Below are 22,573 nucleotides of genomic sequence, written 5' to 3'. Positions count from 1 at the left end.
CCGTCACATACTCAGCGAATATTCGCTACTATATCACCATAATCAGTCTTATAGCGTTAGCGGCTTGAGAAATTTATTACAACATGAGCCTGTTACTTCTTCTACTTTTTGAGTGACAATAGTCATTTTTGGAACACTATGATACTTTGCGTGCCCTCTATAGGCGCTGCTTAGTAAAACTGGTATTATTCCTAATCTTATATGAGCATACAAGGGACAATTGAGGCATGCCAAACAATACATCTTATTCGTTACCAAAAGACAGCAAAGCATGGCAGCAAGCCGTCGACTCTGTTGCGTCGTTATTACCAAACGATACCAATTTGCAAGATTTTGATGCGCTACAGTCTCTCCCTGTGTTTGCCCTCATTGTTGTATTGCCTGCCAGAGTATCCACGCTTGATATTCATCAATATGTACAGTCATGGGTCGATGAGCAGCCAAACTGGCATTTGGTCACCGTTGCCGAAGATGCAGATGCAAGTTTTGTCAATATCACTGTGTCTGATACCGAGCCGATGGCAGGAAATGCACAGCGCCTACCCTTTACACAATCCCAAGTCTTTCGCTATCTGTTAGTACCAGTAAGCGACACGCTGATGCACCCTGCCAAAAAAACCGCTGCCGCTCACATCATCGATGATCAGCTGACGACCCGCTTACGTCGCGATTTGACCGAAGATTATAAGAATACTTACCATACAGACAGTGCCGACTCATTAGACGTCGTCGATTGCCATATCTTATCTGTCGGTCATATGCTACGCACACATAAGCTTGCTTGCTTTGATATGGATTCAACCTTGATTGAGCAAGAAGTCATCGTCGAGCTTGCAAAAGCGGCTGGCGTAGGTGACAAGGTCGAAGTCATTACTGAAGCGGCCATGCGCGGTGAAATCGACTTTGATGAGTCCTTTGCTCAGCGAGTGGCGTTATTAAAAGGTCTGTCAACGGATGTACTTGATGAGATATGCGCGCGCTTGATACTATCGACTGGCGCTCGCACCACCATTAGCGCGCTAAAAGCGCTGGGCTATCATACGGTACTTGTGTCAGGTGGCTTCACGTATTTTGCTCGTTATATCGCAGAGCAACTTGGCATTGATGAAGTACACGCCAACCCATTGGACATCGAAGACGGAGAAGTCACGGGACATGTGCAGCTGCCTATCGTCAATGGTGCCAAAAAAGCCGCTATCGTCGAGCATACAGCTGAGCGTTTGGGAATTGAGATGTCACAAGTCGTCTGCATTGGTGACGGTGCCAATGACTTACCGATGATGGCCGTCGCAGATTTAGGCGTGGCTTATCGTGCCAAACCTATTGTCCAAGCGCGCGCCGATGCTGCCATCAATGTAACGGGTCTTGAAGGCACACTTTATGCTCTCGGATACCCTGCATTTGCCCCTACTAAGTAATCGCTCCATACTCAAGTGCATACTATGAGCCAGATTAACGAACCTGTAAGCCAGATTGATGGTCGCATCGTCAATCTGGCTTTTATGCGGCACAACATTTCAACGCACTTATCAGATTTGATACGGCCACCTACTACATCGCTGTTTTAGCGTGATTGTTGGCATTCATTTTCAGCACTTATCGTTAAATACTAAAGGATTTGTCCATGACGGCACCACAATCACCGCGACCAAACGAGTCGTCAACGCCGCAATTACCGGATGAAAACACCCGTCTAATCACTGACAGTCCCAAACAGTTATTGGGCATCTATATTAGAGGCATGGCCATGGGTGCAGCAGATATCGTCCCTGGTGTCTCTGGTGGTACGATTGCGCTGATTGCGGGTATTTATGAGCGATTGATCAACGCGCTCAGTAGTATCGGCCCCAATCTTTGGCAAATATTTCGACAGCAGGGCGGCATCAAAGGATTATTTGCTGTATGGCGCGCCGTGGATGCTACCTTTTTGCTTTTCTTATTGTTAGGCATTGCCACCAGCTTTGCTACGTTAGCGGGCATGATCAAGTATCTGTTGGATCATCAACCACTACTCATCTGGTCATTCTTTTTTGGCTTGGTCGTAGCAACTGTTCTTATCTTATTGACTGAGATAAAACGTTGGAATATAGGGCGGGTAGCACTGTTCTTTGTCGGGCTTGTCGCCGCAGTGACTATTAGTAGCTTGCCCTTACTCACCTCAACACCAAGCTTACCTTATTTGTTTTTTGCAGGGGCAATCGCTATTTGCGCCATGATACTACCGGGCATATCAGGCTCTTTTATCCTATTATTGCTGGGTGCTTATGACACGGTTTTAGAAGCAGTACATACCCTAAATTTTGCCATTATTTTTACGGTGATCGCTGGTATGGCAACGGGTCTTTTATTGTTCACTCGTGCGCTCAAATGGTTATTGTCGCGCTACTATCAAGCAACCCTCGCGCTACTGACAGGGTTTATCGCAGGCTCTTTAGTAAAGGTATGGCCTTGGAAAGTCGATGCGTTGGGCACGCTCAATAGCACCGCCGTGACCAATGTGATGCCGTGGCAATACCCTACTGGCGCCCAGTGGGTGACCACCATAGGGCTCATGTTATTGGGTGCGGTTTTGGTATCACTATTATCGTGGTGGGGCACTCGTAGCAATCGCGCATAAACGATACTTGAGTCTAAACTCGTGCCACGTCTACCTTTAGTCGCTTTCTTTAGACGCTACTGCAAGTATCATTGAAAATCTTTTTTATCATAAAAACTAAACGCGCATTTTGTGGCGTTTAGTTTCAAATCTGTGATAAATAACACTCAAAACTCATCAAAAAATCAAACGTCAACGGTTGTCGCAAAGTCGCCTTTACCCTCTTTAGCTTTGTTCAACAAACTTTCATAATGATGACATTGAAATTCACCTTATGAATAGAGAGATGAATGATGTTATTAACTGTCTTTTCTTTTATTGGTATCGCTACCTTGAGTAGCTCGGCAGTGCTCGGTTATGGCGGACTGATCGGCTTAATCGTGGCGCTCGCTTTGTCCTCTCAGCGCTGGCTACTGTGGTATCTGTTCGGTGGTATGGCTTATTGGATGAGTGTGGAGATGCTCCAAAGTTTACTCGCTTCTCGTCCTATGCTGGCAGAGCTGTCAGAATGGCACAGCTACGTGATTGCGATGGGTATTAGCTGGCTGCCGTTGGTCGGCTGGGTATTATATCGAGCGCTGCGATACGAAGATGTGAGTCGCAGGGTACAGCAGCAGCGTGCCTTGGAAGCCGCTCGTTATAAAGAACATACGCCTGTCTATGATGATGACTATCAGCCACGTTTTCACTAATAGTGCCACCATTATGTTGGCATCATTGAATGTTACAAGATACTTAACGCTCTCTACGTAACTCCTAAAGAATTGCCACCTGTCCATCGTTTATAATCTATTTATATATTTGTCAATAAAACTGGTATAAAGTACGCATTATTTGCGTACTCATTCTTTGGGAGTTTATCTATGTTTACTGTGCCTGTATTAAATATTAAGTCTGATCCATTAGATGTATTATTGGCGGTCGTGGGTTATCGTTTGTCGATGCTTGCTGATAGCGACAATGAAGAGATCAAAGCATTATTTGCTGGCCGTAAAGTCACTATCGAAATCGCAAGCGATGAGTCTAATATCGCTCGTTATTTTAGATTTGATGATGGTCAATTTAGCCAACATAGTGGCCATGCTGAAAAAGCAGATTTGACCATTAATTTTAAAGACTCTATGACTGGCGTTAAGCTTTTGACCAAAGGCGATCTGCCCTCGTTTATGACAGCGGTTCAAGAAGGCAACTTAAGTATTGAAGGCGATTACAGCTTAATGATGTGGTTTAACAAGCTTGCCAAACATATCGTGCCACCTATTCCAGAAGAATATAAACCATATCTCCAAAAAGCCAAGCCGTACGCTTATAAAGCACAAAGTTTTGCCAATCATTGGATTGGTGTGGCAAAGCATAAAATGGGCAAATAACCTGCAAGTTATTGACTAAGTAGCCAAACTATAGTCAATCCAATATAAAAGATATACGGCGCTGCCAACGTCATATTTTCTCGCTTACTGTGCCTTCGCAGACAGAGGCTACGAAAATATATCGTTGGCAATCCATTATCATTGTGGTACCTTTTTTATTTAGGATTAGCTTATAAATAGTTGCTACTCATGTTCATAATTGTGTCGATTATAAATCTTATTTGGTAGTGGTCTGTTTTTCTAAAAAGGTTGCGTTATACTATAGCGCAACCTTTTTTATGACCTTAAAAACGATAAGCGTATCAGCCACTATCTGATACACCTTAACAGTATGATAAAAGGACTTATACCATGGCAGGATTACTTAGCATCTCAGAACCTCATGCCGGTAGCCCCACTGATATGAATAATCAAAACGACACCAACAATGACTTCTTGGCAAGCCTAGTTAGCGATGCTACTCAGGCACCAAAAAACGTCACTGAGCAGTACACTCGTGAAGACATTGCGCAACTGTTCGATTTGCCTTTGATGGATTTATTGCTACGAGCACAAACGATTCACCGAGAGAATTTTAATCCCAACGAAGTACAGATCAGTACTTTATTGTCAATCAAGACGGGTAACTGTCCTGAAGATTGCGGCTATTGCTCACAATCTGGTCACCATCGCGATACCACCAAATTACAAGCAGAAAAACGCTTGGAGATTGATAAAGTCATTGCCGCAGCCAAACGTGCCAAAGCCACTGGTTCATCACGATTTTGTATGGGCGCAGCTTGGAAGCATCCTAGCGCCAAAGACATGCCTTACGTGGTTGAGCTGGTAAAAGAAGTAAAAGCGTTGGGACTAGAGACTTGTATGACTCTTGGTATGCTAGATACCGACCAAGCTACCCAATTGGCTGACGCAGGATTGGATTATTATAATCACAATCTCGATACGTCACGACGTTATTATGAGCAAGTGGTCAGTACGCGCAGTTATGATGAGCGCTTAGACACGCTTGCCAATGTGCGCAACTCAGGCATCAATGTTTGTAGTGGTAATATTGTTGGTATGGGCGAAAGCCGCGACGATCGCATTGATTGGGTACATGAATTGCTCAAAATGCCTAAAGCACCCGAATCTATTCCCGTTAATTTGTTGGTGCCGATTGCTGGCACACCGATTGGTGATAAAGTCTTGGCAGAAGGACAGCTATCTGTACTTGAATGGATACGTACGATTGCGGTGGCTCGTATTTGCTGCCCAACCAGCTATGTGCGTTTGTCCGCTGGACGCGAAAGCTTGTCTGATTCTGAGCAGGCCTTGGCCTTTATGGCAGGTGCCAATTCGTTCTTTTATGGTGATAAACTACTGACCACAGGCAATGCCAGTCAGTCAGGCGATGATAGATTGATGCGAGAGCTGGGTTTGACCAAACAGTTTGCCGCGCCACGCGCGCCAAAGCAAGTGCCTGTTTTGGACGCCATGAGCGGCCATCAATCAAGAGTCGTATTGGCTGAGTAGTCGTGTCTCACGCTACTATTAGCAAGCAATCTGCACTAAGCTTGCCAGCATGATTTACTGCCCAGCTAAGCTTAGGTGTATAAAAGAGAGACATCATGCCAGATTATTTTAATTGGATCAAAGCCGCACACATCATCTCTATGGTTTGCTGGTTTGCCGCCATATTTTATTTGCCGCGCCTGTTTGTGTACCATGCGATGAGTGACGACAGCATCAGCCAAGAGCGCTTCGTTATTATGGAGCGCAAGTTATATCGCGGTATCATGACACCAGCGATGATCGCCACCTGGGTGTTTGGTCTGTGGATGTTGGGGATGGGCTGGGAGGTTTACAAAACCCAAGGCTGGCTACATGTTAAGCTACTATTGGTCGTTCTGTTATCTGGCTACCATGGTGCATGTGGTTTTTATCGCAAAAAACTGATAGACAATCCACATTATAAAACCCATAAATTTTGGCGCTGGTTTAATGAGGTGCCTGTGTTTGCATTGGTCATTATTGTGATTTTGGTGGTGGTAAAACCTTTTTAAGCGCTTTATTGGTGAGCCTTTAGAAAAACTAACACATAAGTAAATAAGTAAAGTAGCCACCATTTCACAAAAAAGCGTCCAGCACTTTTATATGCTGGACGCTTTTTTATTTGCCATTTTTCTTGTCAACTAAGTGAGCTTGATAACGCTATTATACTGTCAGACACTCAAATATTTAGCCTTCACTACACGCTAGGACGCATGATTTGATAGACGTTGCTCAAATCATATACACGATAGCGTGCAGGTTCGCGGCGGTTCTCACCTGCATAGCTGAGTATCAAAGCTTGTTTGGACGCTTCATCAACCCAGCCCACAAACAGCCCACTATGCTCGACACGGTTATAACCGTGGTTGATATAATAGAGCCAATCGCCTACTTCAATCTCATCACTACGAGCATAAGGGCCCTGACTATAAGTGCCTTTATGAATGGTATCGCGGCTCACTCCTGCGCGATTAAACACCGCATTAAGATAGTCCCAACAGCCGCCCTTAATAATCGTACGCTCATTGAGCGCCATTTTGCGAGCCATGCTGACCACTTCACGCGCCGCCAAACTGCTTTGCGTCTCTGCGCTACTCAACAACGGTAAATACTCATTATCAACATTATCGTAGTTACCAGACAAAAAAGCAGGCAGCACTACTGGTGCTTGATTTTGTACGCTAGGATAACGATAGGCCGATTGCTGAGTGCCGTAACTGGGTGTGTTTATCACATTGGCAGTTGAATATCTGGTACTGATAATAGGCTGGGTGGCAGTATTGCTACGGTAAGTGCCAGCGCGCTGAATAGTAGAGCGAGTACTGACTTTGGCAGAAGGGACTACAGAGTATGCTGGAGATGAATAATTAGATTGGACAGACTTTTGGGCGATGAGTGCACTCATGCTATCTGCATAAGCTGAACCGATTGAACCAAAAGTAAATAATAACAAACTGCACGACGCTGTAACCAACGAAATGGGCAAACGCGACATGGCTAACTCCTTGCCAATAAAATATAAGTAATAGCATGAATGATGATTAGACTTTTCAAGCTTACTTATAAACTATTTGGATAGGAATCTGCAAGCACTATTCAGATTTTAGAATAGATAAAAGGTATAAAAACCCAGACCAATGGTTTAAAGAAGAGGATGTATATGAGAATATCAATAGGTTAAAACGGTCTTAATTTAGTAATAAAAAACTGAGTAATAAGAACTTGGCTTAATGATAAAAAATGATACTCATCTATAGCTGATCCGCTAAGAATCGTCTGAATCAGCATTCATCTTGATATTGACATGGCGCTTGGTCAGTGCCTGACCTTGCAAAATAGCTTTGGTCGCAGTGGCTTCTTGAAGACTCTCAAAACCACTAATATGATACTTTGGCTTATCCTCACTATCGACAATCTGTAACTGCTCACCAATAAGTAGCATTTTATCGCCATCGGTCAAATGGATATGCTCATGCTTGCCTTGATAATCATGTACCAACTCACCAGCTCGCACCCATAATACACCGTTTGTGATCACACCAGCCTTGGCTTTTTTGCGTTGTTGACGCTTTAGATTAAACACAAAGCTGCCAACGATAAGTAGGGCCAAGGCACCAATAGCAAGGCGCTCTGGTAGCAAGCTCATGGCTAACGCCACCGCGACTGCACCTACCAGTAACGCTGACCCGAACCAAAACAGACCGTTGTCAGCCGCTTGCGACTGACCCTGTAACGTAATTTTAGCGCCATCATCGGTCAGCTTGAGCATGCATTATTACCTATCGTTAGACATTTATGAGTAAAAAGCCAAGTATGTATGAGCAGCTTATGACAGATTTAAAAGAGCTGACAATGTGCTCACCAAAAGAACCAACTACCAACCTAAAGCAGTTTGTTGCAATTTGATCAATTCAGCGATGCCCTTTTCTGCCATAGCGAGCATATCGTCAGCCTGAGCACGGGTAAATGGTTTTTCTTCGGCCGTGCCTTGTAGCTCAATGAACTCACCTTTTTGTGTCATGACAACATTCAAATCCGTGTCACAACTGGCGTCTTCTTCATAGTTCAGATCCAAGTAGGCTTTACCATCTTTCATACCGACAGAGATAGCCGCAACCAAACCAATCAGCGGATCTGCTTTGAGTTTTTTGGTTCTTTGCAGGCTTTCTAACGCGTCAACAAGCGCAATCGCTGCACCCGTCACACTCGCCGTACGAGTACCACCGTCCGCCTGCAACACGTCACAATCAAGATAAATGGTGTTTTCGCCAAGCTTACTCAAGTCAATCATGGCGCGTAGGCTACGACCAATCAAACGCTGAATTTCTTGGGTTCGACCTGATTGTTTGCCACGTGCCGCCTCACGCTGGTTACGTGTGTTTGTCGCTCGTGGCAACATGCCGTATTCGGCAGTGATCCAGCCTTTGCCTTTGCCTTTTAGCCAGCGCGGTACACCCGATTCGACGCTAGCAGTACACAGCACTTTGGTATCGCCGAAACTTACTAATACTGATCCTTCGGCATGCTTAGTATAGTGGCGCTCAAAGCTGATCGAGCGAAGTTGGTCAAGCTCACGATTGTCAATACGCATAAAAATTCCTAGTACAATGTTTTAAAAGCAGTGTCATAAAAATAACAAATCTGGTGCCGTTTGGCGATTCGATAAATAACGCAATACATAAGTAATTCGTTATTGGTATATATCGGAGAAAATGATGAATGAATACCTTAACAGGCTCAAAAAGACAGCCATCCTAACGTGACAGCGGCGTAATAGCAAGATTCGCTCAAGCTATGACGCCGTGGTTTTACCAAAAAGCGGTGTAATCATAAAACGGTGCACTGATTGATTACTCTGACGGCTTTACGCTTGAGCCTTTGTATTTATATATGTACTCAACCCTTTATTCTAGGCCTTCCATCTTACGCAATTCTTTACGCAAAATCTTACCAACGTTTGACTTTGGTAATTCATCCACGAACTGGATATGACGGGGACGCTTATAGCCGGTCAGCTGTTTTTTACCAAAATCTAGCAATTCTTGTTCTGTGACTTCGCCCTTTTTGACCACAAACAATTTTGGTTCTTCACCGCGCTCTTCGTTTGGCACTCCGATAGCACCGCACTCTGCCACGGCTGGATGCTCGCTCATGGCTTCTTCGATTTCATTTGGATAGACGTTAAAGCCAGAGACCAAAATCATGTCTTTTTTGCGATCGACGATTTTAATAAAGCCCTTTTCATCCATGATACCGATATCACCTGTCTTTAGGTAACCATTAGCGGTAAAGGTTTCGGCCGTTTCTTTAGGACGGTTTTGATAGCCAATCATGACCTGTGGCCCTTTGACGCATATCTCGCCGCGATCGCCCATGACCACTTCATTTTCGTCGTCATCGATTAGTATCACATCCGTACTAGAAGCAGGAATACCAATCTTATTGGTGAACTCAGCGATGGTCATTGGATTAAAGGCGACCACTGGCGAGGTCTCAGATAACCCATACCCTTCTACAATTGGCAGACCTGTGATGTTATGCCATTTTTTGGCCACACTTGGCAACACTGACATTCCGCCACCGATAGGGGCTTTTAGATTAGAAAAATCCAACTCTGCAAAACTGTCTTTATTCACCAAGCCATTAAATAAGGTATTGACCGCAGGGATAAAGGACGGCTTGTATTTGCCCATCTCTTTAATCAAACCATCAAGATCGCGTGGATTTGGGATCAATAAGCCTGCATAACCCTGATACATGCCGTACATACCACAAACCATAAATGAGAACACATGGTATAGGGGCAACGCGGTCAAAATAACATCACCTGCCTCCACGTCATCTTCAAACGCACTGTTCATAAGGGCGCTGATTTGTAACATGTTGGCGACTAAGTTGCCATGAGACAGCATCGCGCCTTTAGCTACTCCCGTCGTACCACCTGTATATTGCAATAATGCCACGTCACTTAAGCTCAAGTCAGGGCGTTTATAATGACTGGCCGATACTGCGTTTAGCGCATGCTTAAAGCTCACACTATCAGGTAAGTGATAAGCTGGAATCATTTTTTTGATGTGACGCGCCACAAGGTTGACCACAGCACCTTTGACAGACCCTAACATATCACCAATTTTGCAGACGATCACATGCGCCACCTGGCCTTTGTCTTCTGCATCTTGATAAGTTTTTGCAAAATTTTCTACAATAAATAAGGCTTTGGCACTGCTATCATGCAGTTGATGCGACAGCTCTCGGCTGGTGTACAAAGGATTGACGTTGACCAATACCATACCTGCACGGATGATACCCAATGCAACCACTGGATACTGCAACAAGTTGGGCATCATGACCCCGACTTTATCACCCTTAACCAATCCTAATGATTGTAAGTAGCTGGCAATTTGACGGCTGTACAAGTCCAATTGTTTATAGCTAATCTCAGCGCCCATACAGATATAAGCGGTTTTTTTGCCATAGCGGCTAAAATTACGCTCAAACACTTCTAGCAAAGAGGTATTGTCGTCTGGCATATCGATAGTAGCATCAATGCCGTAGCGCTCATAAGCGCTTAACCAAGGTCTATCGCTAGGGATGGTTGGCATGGTAGGGAATGCATTTTCTTGATAAATATTGTCTTTATCAGCGCTGCTCTTATGAGCACTGTCGTTATTGTTGGTTGCAGCTTTATCGTTTGCTGTCTCTTTATTGATATTATCGGTCATAACTTTCCCTAAACGTTACTATGAAAAATGTAGAATATTTTAACGAAAACACCATTTTTTATGATTGATCAGTGACAGCAAACCCTTATGAATATAAACGGCAATAACCCAATTGGCTTATCATTCATAAGCTGGTCAATAAAAGCGTCTTATCAGGCCCGTGATAATTGGCGCAATCATTTAGCAAAACCAAATTGGCCATCATTTTTGACATCATGGTTTATACAGTAACACTGACGTTTTTTAGATACTTATAAAAATACGTCGCTGAGCACTATAGCAGTTTTACTAGAGTTTCTCTATCTATACTAGCACTGTCAAAAACGCTTAAAATGATCAAAATAAAAAACGATAAGGCTGCCTATAAGCAACCTTATCACTTGTAGCGAACGCGACCCTATAACTATTACAGTCCCTTACATTTACTGCCGTTATAACTCTCTACCGTGTGAGCAATCACGATTGGCCATGATTCTTTTCTTCAAGCGCGCGTAGGTCTTTACGTAAGATTTTACCCACATTCGATTTTGGCAGCTCATCGATGAATTCAACATAACGAGGGCGTTTATAGCCAGTCAGATTTTCTTTACCGTAGGCGAGAACCTCTTCGACCGTCAAGCTGTCATCACTGCGTACGACATAAATTTTTGGTACTTCACCACTTTTTTCGTCTTCAATACCAATCACGCCGCACTCCAAAATCTTTGGATGTGTCGACATGGCGTCTTCAACTTCGTTTGGATAGACGTTGAACCCTGAGACCAAAATCATGTCTTTTTTACGATCAACGATTTTAAAGTAACCGTCTTCATCCATCACGCCGATATCACCAGTACGGAAATACCCATCTTCTGTCATGACTTCTGCTGTCGCATCCGCGCGTTTCCAGTAGCCCTTCATGACCTGTGGGCCACGAACACAAATCTCACCGCGCTCACCAAGGGCGACTTCATTACCCTCTTCATCCAAAATGGCCATATCCGTTGAAGGCATTGGCAGACCAATGTTACCTGAGAACTCGTTGGTGCCTTCTGGATTGGCTGAAGCAACCGGAGAGGTCTCTGATAGACCATAACCTTGAACAATGATATTGCCCGTTATTTTTTGCCATTTAGTCGCTGTGTCTTTTAATACTGCCATACCGCCACCCATAGACATCTCAAGCTTGCTATGGTCTATGGCTTGGAACTCTTCACTATTTGCAAGGGCGTTGAATAACGTATTGACCGCTGGGAAGAAGGCAGGCGGATACGCTTTATAGGCTTTAAGCAAGCTATCAAAGTCGCGTGGATTTGGCACAAGTAGACCGATACAACCGCGGTACAAGCCAAACATCCCACAAACAGTGAATGAGAAAATATGATATAAGGGCAGCGCCGTCATGATCACTGGCTGCTCATCTAGCTTTTCAAATTTATCAAAAGCATCACCTAAATAAACATCACACTGGATAAGGTTTGCCACTAAGTTGCCATGCGTGAGCATTGCGCCTTTGGCAACACCCGTTGTACCACCGGTATATTGCAGAACTGCCACATCATCAAGACCGATATTATCAGGACGCTTGTAGTGGTCAGCAGAAAAACGATTCAGTGCCTTTTTAAATTTAACACTGCCTTTGATACTATAATCAGGCACCATTTTTTTGACATGACGAACCACAGCAGTCACGATAAAGCCTTTTAGTGGGCTCATAAGATCGCCCATGGAGGTAATCACAACATGGTCAACCAAGTCTTTACCAATGTCTTGGTAGGTTTTGGCAAAGTTCTCTAGCAAAATAAGAGCTTTGGCATCAGAGTCTTCTAACTGATGTGCCAGCTCTTTTGTGGTATAAAGTGGATTGACGTTGACCAACGTCATGCCTGCGCGCAGTACGCCTAGGACAGCCACTGGCAGCTGTAAGATATTAGGCATCATTACCGCCACTTTATCGCCTTTTTTTAGCCCCAACGATTGCAGATAAGCGGCCATCTGTTTGCTATAGCGATCCAACTCTTCATAGGACAGTTTGACATCCATACACACAAATGCTGTTTTGCCAGCATAGGTAACAAAGTTTTTTTCGAGTATGTCGATTAAAGAGGTATTGGCAGCTGGCATCGTGATGTCATACTGAATACCAAGTTTTTCGTAAGTTTTTAGCCATACTTTATCATTGCGACGAATGGGGTTGCCCTGATTTTCCATAATCTTTTTTCTCCTAGTCATAGTACGCGAGCGATCACTCATACAATCACAGTGTGATATACATACAAAAACTGAGCATTTAGGCTTACGCTGGTAAGCAAAGTTGTCATGTTATCGTATGATCATGAGCAAACAACATAATGGTCAAAAACCCTCTTTTAATTAACATACACACTTTATACAGACTACTCAATACAAAAGATTGTTACTTGCGTTTGCAAACAGATTTGACGTTCAACAATGTTACCTATACTGCTTTTTCTTTTGCGCAATTTTTGAGTAAAAATTCATACTTTTTTGATGATGGCAGACTCATTAATTTTGTACATATTGTCTTTTACTTACTAATCATTTGCTACGGTCAAGCGCTGTTGCAAGCTCTGTCAAAGTGACAAAGTTGCGACGTATCCCATCTTTATCACTGCTTGGTTGACGAGTGAGCACATTACTTGCCAGTTTTTGACTATCAGCATATTGCCAATCATTGATGTATTCATTTTGCGTTAAGCGCTGACCAAAACCAGCCACTGCCACCGCAAACTGCGTATCGATGTTGGCACTATTTAACGCACGACTGGTTTTATAAATTGGTTGACTGAGCAGGTTTGAGCCGCCGCCTGTCGGTGCTTTATAGCGAATCTTGAGATAAGCCAGCTCATTCATGTTCTGTGTCTTTTTGGTGCTGGACTTGCTATTGCTACTGTCATAACGGCGGTCGCTATATAGACCCTTTTTACCTTTGGGTGTCACTTCAAATAGTGCAATCACTGCTTTTCCTGCACCAAGCTCCCCTGCATCCACCTTATCATTATTAAAGTCTTGCTCGTCCAGCACACGATTTTCGTAACCAATTAAGCGCCACTCACTGACCACCTCTGGATTAAACTCAACTTGGACTTTGACGTCTTTGGCAACCGTATTAAAAGTCGCAGCCAGCTCGTCACCGAAGACTTTTTTGGCTTCGGTCAAACTGTCGATATAGCTGTAGTTACCGTTACCATTGTCTGCCATTTGTTCCATCATATAATCGTTTAAATTGCCGCGTCCAAAGCCAACTGTCGATAAGGAAATACCACGATCACGATTGGCTTTAACCAGCGTTAGCATGTCATCGACATCGCTAATGCCGACATTAAAGTCGCCATCAGTCAACATCATGATACGATTGATGCCATTCTTTTTCATGGCTTGCTCAGCTTGTCTGTAAGCCAGCTTTAACGCATCTTCACCATTGGTGGAGCCTTCTGCGTTTAAGCTTTCGATCGCAGCCAGTATTTTGGCTTTTTGGTCACCGCTGGTCGCAGGTAATGCCACCGTGGTACTACCAGAATAAGTGACGATACTGATGCTGTCTTCTGCACGCATCTGCTCTGTCAGTAATTTGAGAGAGGCTTGCGCCAATGGCAGCTTATCGCGAGAGGACATAGAACCTGACACATCGACCAAAAACACAAGATTGGCAGGTGGCATTGGCTGTGCATTGCTATTTTTAGACCAGTTATTGTCAACTGCCTTGATACCGACTTTGACAATCTTGTTGTCTTGATCTGCCCTATCCCATGGCGAATCAACCACGTCAGTTGCCACCACAAAGGGCGCATTATTAAGGCGCTTACCATCGTCAAACTGATAATGAAAATAGTTGATCAACTCCTCTACTCGCACCGCATCGACAGGTGGTAATCGACCTTCATTCAGATAGCGACGTACATTGGCATAACTGCCCGTATCAGTATCGATAGATAAAGTAGAAATCGCCATTTCTGTCGTACGATGGACAGGATTGGCCGCATTTTTTTGATAATTGTCGCGCTCTTGGGACGGTATGCTGATACTTGGGACTGGACGAACACCCATTTGAGGCGCTGCGCGTATCAGCATATTACTGCTTACGGCATTTTGCATAGTCATGACAGGCTCTGATGCCACAATGCTCATTGGAGCAACAGCACTTTGATTAGCCGTATTCTGACCAATCGTGCTACTACTCGGTTCTGATACTGGCGGAGTCATTTGTGATGAACTACAAGCACTCAGCCCTGCACCAATAACCATGCTGGCTAGCAGCGCACTTTTGGTAAAATAATGAGGATATTTTTGTGGTAAATAGACAGGCGACATAGCAAGTACTCCATAAGTCACATCGATCAATGATGAATTGTCCGTATTCATCTATTTATGATAATTTATGCCACCCACTCACACCGAGTTCTTTAAAAAGTAGATAATAGAGGTATAGAGAAAATGGCTATATCACATCGCTAGATTTTACGTTCATAAGTAAAATGATAAAAAATATTTAGATTAACTATACTCAAGTTGTTTTCTAAAAGCTATTGATTAAAGTGTGGTGCAGAGTATTGTCTAAAACGATATGAGCACGTCATGCATTGTCGTCTATACTGACATGCACCTTTTTAATTGCCGCAATATCCTTTACGATAGCACTATTCTTATTGTCTACTTGTCCCATTTATTAATACCTATTAAAACTCAAAAGTGAACCCTATTTTATGTCCGATGTTATTGATCCTACTGTTGCCCCAATCATTCCAAGTGAACCGATGGATACCCGCTCAGTCGCGGAATTCACTGAGCAGGCTTATCTCAATTATGCTATGTACGTCATCATGGATCGGGCGCTGCCAAATATCGCTGACGGCCTAAAACCTGTGCAGCGCCGTATTGTCTACGCCATGAGCGAGCTTGGGCTAAAATCCTCTGCCAAGGCGAAAAAATCTGCGCGTACGGTCGGTGATGTGCTCGGTAAATACCACCCACATGGTGACAGCGCGTGTTATGAAGCCATGGTGCTGATGGCACAGCCGTTCAGCTATCGCTATCCGCTCATCACGGGTCAAGGTAACTGGGGTAGCCCTGATGATCCTAAGTCCTTTGCGGCCATGCGTTATACCGAAGCCAAAATGTCTGCTTATGCCAATACATTGCTCGCAGAACTAGGACAAGGTACGGTCGATTGGCAAGATAACTTCGACGGTACGATGCAGGAGCCAACTACACTACCTGCCCGCTTGCCTAATATTTTATTGAACGGTACCACAGGTATCGCGGTCGGCATGGCAACCGACATTCCGCCGCATAACCTAAACGAAGTGGTACGTGCTGCCATTCGATTACTGAAAAATCCAGAACTATCGGTTAAGCAGCTAACTCAGTCAATACCAGCGCCAGACTTGCCAACGCCAGCGGAAATCATCACTAGCAAAAAAGACTTACAAGCGATGTATGAGACGGGGCGTGGCAGTTATAAAATGCGCGCGACTTTTCATATCGACCCTAAAGAGAAAAATTTAGTCATTATCGATGCGCTGCCCTATCAAGTCTCAGGCAACAAAATCCAAGAGCAAATCGCCAAGCTCATGACGGACAAAAAACTGCCTTGGATTACCGATATTCATGATGAGTCAGATCATGAGAACGCTTGTCGTATCGTCCTTGAGCTACGCTCCACGCGCGTCGATGTTGAGCGTGTGATGAGTCATCTGTTTGCCAGTACCGATCTTGAGAGCAACTACCGCGTCAATATGAATATGATTGGCCTAAACGGTAAGCCGCAGGTCAAAAATCTAAAAGAAATCTTAGAAGAATGGCTCATTTGTCGCCGCTCAGTGGTCACGCGCCGTCTGCAATATCGCCTTGATAAAATCGATAAGCGCTTGCACATCCTTGCAGGTTTATTGATTGCGTATCTCAATATCGATGAAGTGATACGCATCATTCGTGAAGAAGACGACCCAAAAGCGACATTGATGCAGGACTATGACCTGACTGACATTCAAGCCAATGCCATCTTGGATATTCGTCTGCGTCAATTGGCAAGATTAGAAGAGATTGAACTGCGCCGCGAGCAAGACGAGTTGGCCGCTGAACGCGCCATCATTCAAGAGTACCTGGACAATCCAGACAGTCTGACTAACCTGATGATCGATGAGCTGACCGCCGATATGAAAGAGCACGGCAATGAGCGTGTGTCACCATTGGCAGAACGCGAAGAAGCGCAAGCACTAAAAGAGTCAGACCTCGTACCGAGCGAGCCTGTCACCGCCATCCTGTCCAAAGCAGGCTGGATTCGCGCGGCCAAAGGCCATGACGTCGATGCCGCTGGTATGAGTTATCGTTCAGGGGATAGTTATCAGGCGCATGTGCGTGGTAAATCTAATGAAAAAATCTACGTCCTCGATAGTACGGGACGCAGCTACAGTATCGATGCACACAACCTCGCCTCCGCGCGTGGTCAGGGCGATCCGCTGACCAGTGTGTTGAAGCCACCCGCTGGTGCGAGCTTCGAGCAGTTACTCACAGGTGATAATGCTCAACGTATCATTCTCGCCAGCTCAGCAGGTTATGGGTTTATCAATACCCTTGGTAATCTCGATAGTAATCAGAAAGCGGGTAAAAACATCATCACTTTAACGCCAGACAGTCGCTTGCTACCAGTTGCACGTATCGATGCACCAGCAGATATGGTTACCAATGGTGGTGATGACAATGATGAAACAACCAGCAGTCGTGCAAACGCGGCACCAGACCATCTCGCTGTTGTGACCAACGCAGGATATCTATTAATATTTGCTCTTGATGATTTGCCTGAACAAGCACGCGGTAAAGGCAACAAATTGATTAAGTTAAAAGACGGTGAAGAAGTACTCGCTATCACGCCACTGAATCAGCAAGACAGCCTTGTCATTACCGCTGGCAAACGTCATGTGACGCTAAAGTCAAATGATTTGGCCAACTATACAGGCACTCGTGGTAATCGCGGTGGTCAGTTGCCAAGAGGCTTTCAGAATGTGACGAGTGTTGAGGTTGGGTTATGAGTAGATATAGTCCAACTGAAAGAATTGGTGTGTCCGCCATTGAAAATAAAATTTCATCTTTAGGATGGATTTTTCGTGAACAACCGATTGTAGATATGGGTATTGATGCACATATCGAAGTAGTCGACTTTAACAAAAACCCAACTGGTAGATTACTGGGAGTCCAAATAAAAACAGGTGCTAGTCACTTCAAAGATAAAACCGATCATTTAGTATATTACGGCTCAATTACTCATTTAGAATACTGGTTGAAACATTCATTACCAGTCATTTTAATTAGTTACCTTCCCGAAAACAAACAAATTTGTTGGGTAGAAATATCCAAAGACTCTATTGAAATGACTGAAAAATCGTGGAAAATTAAAATTCCGAAGTCACAATTGCTTAATGAAACGTCTTTATTAACTCTCAGTAGTATTGCTGATGGTACAAAGTTTGAAGTACGATATCGAAATTTACTGCTTCATGCAGGTCTTATGGAATTTCTAGACAATGGAGGCACTTTACAAGTAAAAAAGGAGGACTGGCTACACAAGTCCCTGAGTCGTGGTCTTGTACAGCTAATTAAAACTAATCTTAATGGAACTCAAGAAATTATTGAAAGTAATAATTTTGTTTACTCTGGGTATGAAATTACTGAAGCAGTTGAAACCGTTTATCCATGGGCTGCCGTACATTTAGACGAAGACTTCTATGCAGATAACCTTTGTGAATCAGTATATAGCATTTTCCCTAAAGCTAACTTAAAAAGAAATAGAGCCTATCCGTACGAGGTTTTGAGTGGTGAAGTAGGTTTATATATGTTTAAACTAGAATTGAATGATTTAGGCAAATCATTTTTGCAAGTCATACAATACCTCGATGCTAATTAACTATCTAAAGTAATATTATTATCATAGACAAACAATTTTTAGCTAACTATAAAAGCACTTATAGCAACCGTATACTGAATTTCTAGCCCAGTCCCTCATTATAAAAAGACAGTTTTAAAGTTAGGAAAATCACTTAAGACATTAATAACGCCCCATCTCAACCGTTGTTTCAGCAAGTACCGTATCGCCTTGCCACGCCTGCACATCTACCGTATATAGATGGTTTTTACCACCTGAGCAAGGCGGTTTATAAGCACCACCTATCTCACCTTTACGGCTACGATATTCCGCGATCATCTCAATACCGACTGGTACTTCATAGGTATGACCAAACACTCGTGGCACCTCAGCGCTCGTGGCACCTTTTGGTAATGCAAACTCTACAATGCCATGGCCACCATTTTGCATACGTTTATTGCTCACATCGTTATAGACGAATACCAAACTCTCTGCGCCCGCGGGAATGTTTGTGACTGTCATGCTTGGTGTAGCAGGGCTTTTGCCGTCATAGTTCACACACTGCTGACCTTCCGGTATTTTTTTGCCATTCCAAGCGGCATCAGTAAACTTAACATCCATCGCAAACGCAGTGACAGAAAGTGTCAATGTTGCCAGTGCCGTCAAAGCAGGGATTGATTTTAAGGTAAAAATTTTCATACTTCTTCCTTGAAGTAATTGTCTCTAGGCAAAGATAGCATCCAAAAAACTGGTGATTTGCGTGCTTTTCATGAGATAAGGGTTAAAGTCAGCACCTGCTGAGAAGCTTTTTAGTGCGTATTCTTCGTCTTCAGCGCTTGAGGTTAAGTACTTTATTAAAAAACCATCCCACTTGCGTGCTTCGATCTCTTTGACTTCCACGATATGAGGCAAAAGGTGCGAATACTCATTGATCAGTTTTGCTAAAACTTCATTAATAATAGGTCTTGATCCTTCTATGCTTTGAAGCAAATAATCATCATTGATGACCAGCGCTGAAGTAATATCGCTTTTTTCATTGTTCCTTCGCCACTGTTCAAGTATGCGAGTTAACTCTATGCCATTATTTTTTTCACTATTTTTACCAATATATGTCAGGCTAATGAGAATATGCTCTCCATTTCTCTTATGCTTTTCTAAAGTATGGCGAGTGTTTGTCTGCATAAGGAGTCCAGTATATAAAAAGTTCATTTAATCAAGATAACGTCTAAAGCGGAACATAGCCAACAACGTTTGTCTGTCTTTTACCATGTTTTTGTATTCTAATGACTGTCTTGTAATCTGCTATCGCCATTCCTATGAAGGCAATATGGCGATATTAAACAAGTAATATGGTGGCATTTACTATAAAGCAGTGGTGGTAGAAAGCTGGCTCAGTCAAGGCAGCAGCGCTATGCTAATTATTAAAAGATATGAGTGGCATTTTTCTATGATTTTGAGCGACAAGACAGAGCAATTATCAGATGCTCCTTATTAAAAATGATACATCAAAACCTGTCTCTAGCTTTAGTTAAGCTACGATACAATTTTATCCTCTGCAAAAATGGCATTTAAAAAACGTCTAATCTGAACACTTTTCATCAAATAGGGATTAAAATCAGCACCTGCTGAAAAATGTTGCAAGGCATATTCCTCATCCTCAACGCTTGAGGTCAGATGCTTGATTAAAAACTTATCCCACGTGCGTACTTCTATTTCTTCGACCTCGATCACATTGGGTGAGATTTCTAAATACTCACTGATTATTTTTGCCAAAGCCTGATTGATGGCAGGTCTTGAACCCTGAATATTTTGAATAAAATAATCATCATTAACGACCAAGGCTGAGGTTATATGATTGTTTTCAAAGTATCTGCGCCAATGCTCAAGCGCACGAGCCAACTCTACACCTGAATTTTTTTCAGTTTTTTTAGCAATATAAGTCAAGCTAATGAGAATATGCTCTCCATTTCTCTTATGCTTATCTGAAGTATGGCGAGTGTTTGTCTGCATCAGAAATCCTATTTATAAGAAATTCATTTAGATTAAGATACTATTTAATACTAAATACACGCAATAACATTTTTTCGTCTTTTGCCATGTTTTTGTATTTTCATAACATCCTGACCATTCAGCCTCAGTACTTTTTAAAATATGTGAAAATATTATATCAATAATTAGAACGTTTATTCTATTATTGCTTGTAGGTTCAATTCAAACCCAAAATAGGAATCACCAGATCCTCTTCATCTGTCAGATGCTGAGACAATAAATTGCTGACGTCAATCAAGATCTTGTGCAGTTGCTCCCCCAATGCTTTATTTTCCACCTCACTATTTGCAAGCTTGCCATTTAACGTTTGCAGCTCATTTAATATGGTATCCAAGTGTATGTGGTCTCGATCCAGTATCTCAAAGCCTGATTTTAGCTGCGGGTACATACGAATAAACGTTGGGAAATACGCCTGATCCTCGATATTATGGTGATGATGCAATTTCATAATATACTGATTGATTCGTGGTAAGAGTTGCACACGGTATTGCGCCCATTCAATACTACCAGAATGATAGGCATCACTAATCTGCGTCAAGATATGCTGACGTTTACGTATATCGGCATGAATGTTTAACCAGCCTGACGTTTTATAGACATACTGTGCGCTGAACCATTGGGCAGGAGGCAGTTTATCATACAAAAACAGCCAATCCGCTTGAAGCCGACTGTCAGGATGACGCGGTGATAAGGCTTCTTGAGAGTTTGAATTTTTAGTAAAGGTCGTCATGGTATTATCCTTATAAATTGGCTTTGCTCACTCACTCTTTTAGTAGTGCTCGTATATGCGTTATCGATATTTTGATAGATCACTTAAAATTCAATAATCAAACAATATTGATTAGCTTTACTAAAAAACTTGAAGCAAATATGTAGAATATATATATAGCCATCAGTAGTAAAATCAACCATAGTCTGTGCAATTGTTTGACTAAACAAAACCAGCTGTCAATACGTTACACAATCTAGTCAAAAAAATTTTCACTTACAATTGATGAAACGGTACGATAAAACCAATACAGACAAGCAATCAAATGCCATCAATGTGGCTCATTGTATTTTTATCACCCTCGCACCTAGGGTGTAAATCACGAAGGATAATCATGTTTATTAAAGATAAGATCGCAAAAGAGATAATGAATAAAGTAACCACGCCTAAGATTATATTCTTTGATATCGATGATACTTTGAGCCGTAATGGAATTATCGCAGAGCATAATAAAGCAACCCTTGAACAGCTGGCAGAAACGGATATTAAGCTTGTGATTTCGACTGGACGCTCCAAAGCCATTTTGCCTAATGACATTTTGGCACTGCTGGATGCCAATATTTTGGATGCGATTATTTGTATGAATGGTCAATACAGTTTTGATCACGGTGGCATGATTAGCCACTACCCATTGAGTACTGAGCAGACCGATAAGATTTCTTATCTTTGTCAGCAAAGTAACCTTATTCATAAGTTTGACTCAGCGACGCATATTGTATGGTCAGATGAAAACGAGCGTTTGCGTGACTATAATGCCAGAACGCCCAACTCTATCGTTGATCCAGAATACTACAAGTCAAATACGGTTTATCAGTGTTCGGTATTTTTCAACGATCAAGAAGACAAAATGCAAGAGGTCGATTTTGAGAAATATGATTTGAAGTTGGTACATTGGCATCATATCGGTGCTGATATTTTACCGATTGAGGCATCCAAAGCGCGCGGTATCAAAGACATGTGTGCATACTATGGTGTGGATGTGCGCGAGTGCATGGCATTTGGTGATGGCATGAATGATCTTGAGATGTTTGATCTGGTCGGATTTGCTGTGGCAATGGGTGACGCAAAACCTGCCCTAATCGAGCGAGCAGATTTTGTGACAGGAACGATTGAAGAGTTTGGGATACAAGCTGTGCTAGATCAATTTTGTATAGCGTAGAAATTTTAGGCGCGCATTAG

At 43.0% G+C, this 22,573-nt stretch carries 19 protein-coding genes; 9 read left to right on the top strand and 10 right to left on the bottom strand.

Going from position 1 to position 22,573, the window contains the following annotated elements:
* Nucleotides 1-227: 227 nt before the first annotated feature.
* The 6 genes from serB to hemJ all read left to right on the top strand — a co-directional run bounded on the left by serB (nucleotide 228) and on the right by hemJ (nucleotide 6,008).
* Nucleotides 228-1,418, top strand: coding sequence for a phosphoserine phosphatase SerB (gene serB, locus CZ794_RS00220; RefSeq protein ID WP_087039651.1), 1,191 nt, complete (start codon nucleotides 228-230; stop codon nucleotides 1,416-1,418).
* A 206-nt stretch (nucleotides 1,419-1,624) separates the two neighbouring features.
* Complete coding sequence (locus CZ794_RS00215) at nucleotides 1,625-2,617, top strand: DUF368 domain-containing protein (protein WP_087039650.1); 993 nt, start codon at nucleotides 1,625-1,627, stop codon at nucleotides 2,615-2,617.
* 269 nt (nucleotides 2,618-2,886) lie between these two features.
* The gene (gene aciT / locus CZ794_RS00210; protein ID WP_256958795.1) at nucleotides 2,887-3,288 is read left to right on the top strand and encodes an AciT family ciprofloxacin tolerance protein; all 402 of its coding nucleotides are present in this window, start codon (nucleotides 2,887-2,889) and stop codon (nucleotides 3,286-3,288) included.
* A gap of 171 nt (nucleotides 3,289-3,459) precedes the next feature.
* Entirely contained in the window at nucleotides 3,460-3,966 is a 507-nt protein-coding gene (locus CZ794_RS00205; protein WP_087039649.1) for an SCP2 sterol-binding domain-containing protein, read from the top strand.
* A 351-nt stretch (nucleotides 3,967-4,317) separates the two neighbouring features.
* Nucleotides 4,318-5,478, top strand: coding sequence for a biotin synthase BioB (gene bioB, locus CZ794_RS00200; protein WP_087039648.1), 1,161 nt, complete (start codon nucleotides 4,318-4,320; stop codon nucleotides 5,476-5,478).
* 95 nt (nucleotides 5,479-5,573) lie between these two features.
* A complete protein-coding gene (hemJ, locus tag CZ794_RS00195) occupies nucleotides 5,574-6,008 on the top strand; it encodes a protoporphyrinogen oxidase HemJ (protein WP_087039647.1) in 435 nt (144 codons plus the stop codon).
* A 185-nt stretch (nucleotides 6,009-6,193) separates the two neighbouring features.
* Here hemJ and CZ794_RS00190 read toward each other — a convergent pair whose 3' ends face one another.
* From CZ794_RS00190 to CZ794_RS00165, 6 genes are all read right to left on the bottom strand, one after another.
* Entirely contained in the window at nucleotides 6,194-6,991 is a 798-nt protein-coding gene (locus tag CZ794_RS00190) for a hypothetical protein (RefSeq protein WP_087039646.1), read from the bottom strand.
* Between the two features lie 270 nt (nucleotides 6,992-7,261).
* Nucleotides 7,262-7,765 (bottom strand): hypothetical protein, encoded by a 504-nt coding sequence (locus CZ794_RS00185; protein WP_087039645.1) that lies wholly within the window; start codon nucleotides 7,763-7,765, stop codon nucleotides 7,262-7,264.
* A 105-nt stretch (nucleotides 7,766-7,870) separates the two neighbouring features.
* Nucleotides 7,871-8,587, bottom strand: a complete 717-nt coding sequence (rph, locus tag CZ794_RS00180) for a ribonuclease PH (RefSeq protein WP_087039644.1) — start codon at nucleotides 8,585-8,587, stop codon at nucleotides 7,871-7,873.
* Between the two features lie 313 nt (nucleotides 8,588-8,900).
* On the bottom strand, nucleotides 8,901-10,718 hold the full coding sequence (locus CZ794_RS00175; protein WP_087039643.1) for an AMP-binding protein: 1,818 nt from the start codon (nucleotides 10,716-10,718) through the stop codon (nucleotides 8,901-8,903).
* Between the two features lie 456 nt (nucleotides 10,719-11,174).
* On the bottom strand, nucleotides 11,175-12,908 hold the full coding sequence (locus CZ794_RS00170; RefSeq protein ID WP_087039642.1) for an AMP-binding protein: 1,734 nt from the start codon (nucleotides 12,906-12,908) through the stop codon (nucleotides 11,175-11,177).
* A 348-nt stretch (nucleotides 12,909-13,256) separates the two neighbouring features.
* The gene (locus tag CZ794_RS00165) at nucleotides 13,257-15,080 is read right to left on the bottom strand and encodes a VWA domain-containing protein (RefSeq protein WP_256958793.1); all 1,824 of its coding nucleotides are present in this window, start codon (nucleotides 15,078-15,080) and stop codon (nucleotides 13,257-13,259) included.
* Nucleotides 15,081-15,421: 341 nt separating this feature from the next.
* On the opposite strand from CZ794_RS00165, the gene parC reads away from it, so the two are divergent.
* The gene (parC, locus tag CZ794_RS00160; protein WP_087039640.1) at nucleotides 15,422-17,746 is read left to right on the top strand and encodes a DNA topoisomerase IV subunit A; all 2,325 of its coding nucleotides are present in this window, start codon (nucleotides 15,422-15,424) and stop codon (nucleotides 17,744-17,746) included.
* The gene (locus tag CZ794_RS00155) at nucleotides 17,743-18,618 is read left to right on the top strand and encodes a DUF4365 domain-containing protein (protein WP_087039639.1); all 876 of its coding nucleotides are present in this window, start codon (nucleotides 17,743-17,745) and stop codon (nucleotides 18,616-18,618) included. The genes parC and CZ794_RS00155 overlap by 4 nt, the downstream gene beginning before the upstream one ends.
* Nucleotides 18,619-18,759: 141 nt before the next feature.
* Here CZ794_RS00155 and CZ794_RS00150 read toward each other — a convergent pair whose 3' ends face one another.
* The 4 genes from CZ794_RS00150 to CZ794_RS00135 all read right to left on the bottom strand — a co-directional run bounded on the left by CZ794_RS00150 (nucleotide 18,760) and on the right by CZ794_RS00135 (nucleotide 21,355).
* The gene (locus tag CZ794_RS00150) at nucleotides 18,760-19,275 is read right to left on the bottom strand and encodes a hypothetical protein (RefSeq protein WP_087039638.1); all 516 of its coding nucleotides are present in this window, start codon (nucleotides 19,273-19,275) and stop codon (nucleotides 18,760-18,762) included.
* Between the two features lie 24 nt (nucleotides 19,276-19,299).
* A complete protein-coding gene (locus tag CZ794_RS00145) occupies nucleotides 19,300-19,758 on the bottom strand; it encodes a BLUF domain-containing protein (RefSeq protein ID WP_087039637.1) in 459 nt (152 codons plus the stop codon).
* Nucleotides 19,759-20,109: 351 nt separating this feature from the next.
* Nucleotides 20,110-20,586, bottom strand: a complete 477-nt coding sequence (locus CZ794_RS00140; RefSeq protein ID WP_087039636.1) for a BLUF domain-containing protein — start codon at nucleotides 20,584-20,586, stop codon at nucleotides 20,110-20,112.
* Between the two features lie 196 nt (nucleotides 20,587-20,782).
* The gene (locus CZ794_RS00135; RefSeq protein ID WP_087039635.1) at nucleotides 20,783-21,355 is read right to left on the bottom strand and encodes a hemerythrin domain-containing protein; all 573 of its coding nucleotides are present in this window, start codon (nucleotides 21,353-21,355) and stop codon (nucleotides 20,783-20,785) included.
* 373 nt (nucleotides 21,356-21,728) lie between these two features.
* Between CZ794_RS00135 and CZ794_RS00130 the strand changes: the two genes are divergently transcribed.
* Complete coding sequence (locus tag CZ794_RS00130) at nucleotides 21,729-22,553, top strand: Cof-type HAD-IIB family hydrolase (RefSeq protein ID WP_087039634.1); 825 nt, start codon at nucleotides 21,729-21,731, stop codon at nucleotides 22,551-22,553.
* Nucleotides 22,554-22,573: the final 20 nt, after the last annotated feature.

The organism is Psychrobacter sp. JB385 (genome assembly GCF_900163785.1).
In the GTDB taxonomy this organism is placed as follows: Bacteria; Pseudomonadota; Gammaproteobacteria; order Pseudomonadales; family Moraxellaceae; genus Psychrobacter.
This window is presented reverse-complemented; position numbering and strand designations above follow the sequence as displayed.

Coding starts and splice junctions, on each gene's coding strand:
- serB (WP_087039651.1), top strand. CDS start 228: ATGCCAAACAATACATCTTATTCGTTACCAAAAGACAGCAAAGCATGG.
- CZ794_RS00215 (WP_087039650.1), top strand. CDS start 1,625: ATGACGGCACCACAATCACCGCGACCAAACGAGTCGTCAACGCCGCAA.
- aciT (WP_256958795.1), top strand. CDS start 2,887: ATGATGTTATTAACTGTCTTTTCTTTTATTGGTATCGCTACCTTGAGT.
- CZ794_RS00205 (WP_087039649.1), top strand. CDS start 3,460: ATGTTTACTGTGCCTGTATTAAATATTAAGTCTGATCCATTAGATGTA.
- bioB (WP_087039648.1), top strand. CDS start 4,318: ATGGCAGGATTACTTAGCATCTCAGAACCTCATGCCGGTAGCCCCACT.
- hemJ (WP_087039647.1), top strand. CDS start 5,574: ATGCCAGATTATTTTAATTGGATCAAAGCCGCACACATCATCTCTATG.
- CZ794_RS00190 (WP_087039646.1), bottom strand. CDS start 6,991: ATGTCGCGTTTGCCCATTTCGTTGGTTACAGCGTCGTGCAGTTTGTTA.
- CZ794_RS00185 (WP_087039645.1), bottom strand. CDS start 7,765: ATGCTCAAGCTGACCGATGATGGCGCTAAAATTACGTTACAGGGTCAG.
- rph (WP_087039644.1), bottom strand. CDS start 8,587: ATGCGTATTGACAATCGTGAGCTTGACCAACTTCGCTCGATCAGCTTT.
- CZ794_RS00175 (WP_087039643.1), bottom strand. CDS start 10,718: ATGACCGATAATATCAATAAAGAGACAGCAAACGATAAAGCTGCAACC.
- CZ794_RS00170 (WP_087039642.1), bottom strand. CDS start 12,908: ATGGAAAATCAGGGCAACCCCATTCGTCGCAATGATAAAGTATGGCTA.
- CZ794_RS00165 (WP_256958793.1), bottom strand. CDS start 15,080: ATGAATACGGACAATTCATCATTGATCGATGTGACTTATGGAGTACTT.
- parC (WP_087039640.1), top strand. CDS start 15,422: ATGTCCGATGTTATTGATCCTACTGTTGCCCCAATCATTCCAAGTGAA.
- CZ794_RS00155 (WP_087039639.1), top strand. CDS start 17,743: ATGAGTAGATATAGTCCAACTGAAAGAATTGGTGTGTCCGCCATTGAA.
- CZ794_RS00150 (WP_087039638.1), bottom strand. CDS start 19,275: ATGAAAATTTTTACCTTAAAATCAATCCCTGCTTTGACGGCACTGGCA.
- CZ794_RS00145 (WP_087039637.1), bottom strand. CDS start 19,758: ATGCAGACAAACACTCGCCATACTTTAGAAAAGCATAAGAGAAATGGA.
- CZ794_RS00140 (WP_087039636.1), bottom strand. CDS start 20,586: ATGCAGACAAACACTCGCCATACTTCAGATAAGCATAAGAGAAATGGA.
- CZ794_RS00135 (WP_087039635.1), bottom strand. CDS start 21,355: ATGACGACCTTTACTAAAAATTCAAACTCTCAAGAAGCCTTATCACCG.
- CZ794_RS00130 (WP_087039634.1), top strand. CDS start 21,729: ATGTTTATTAAAGATAAGATCGCAAAAGAGATAATGAATAAAGTAACC.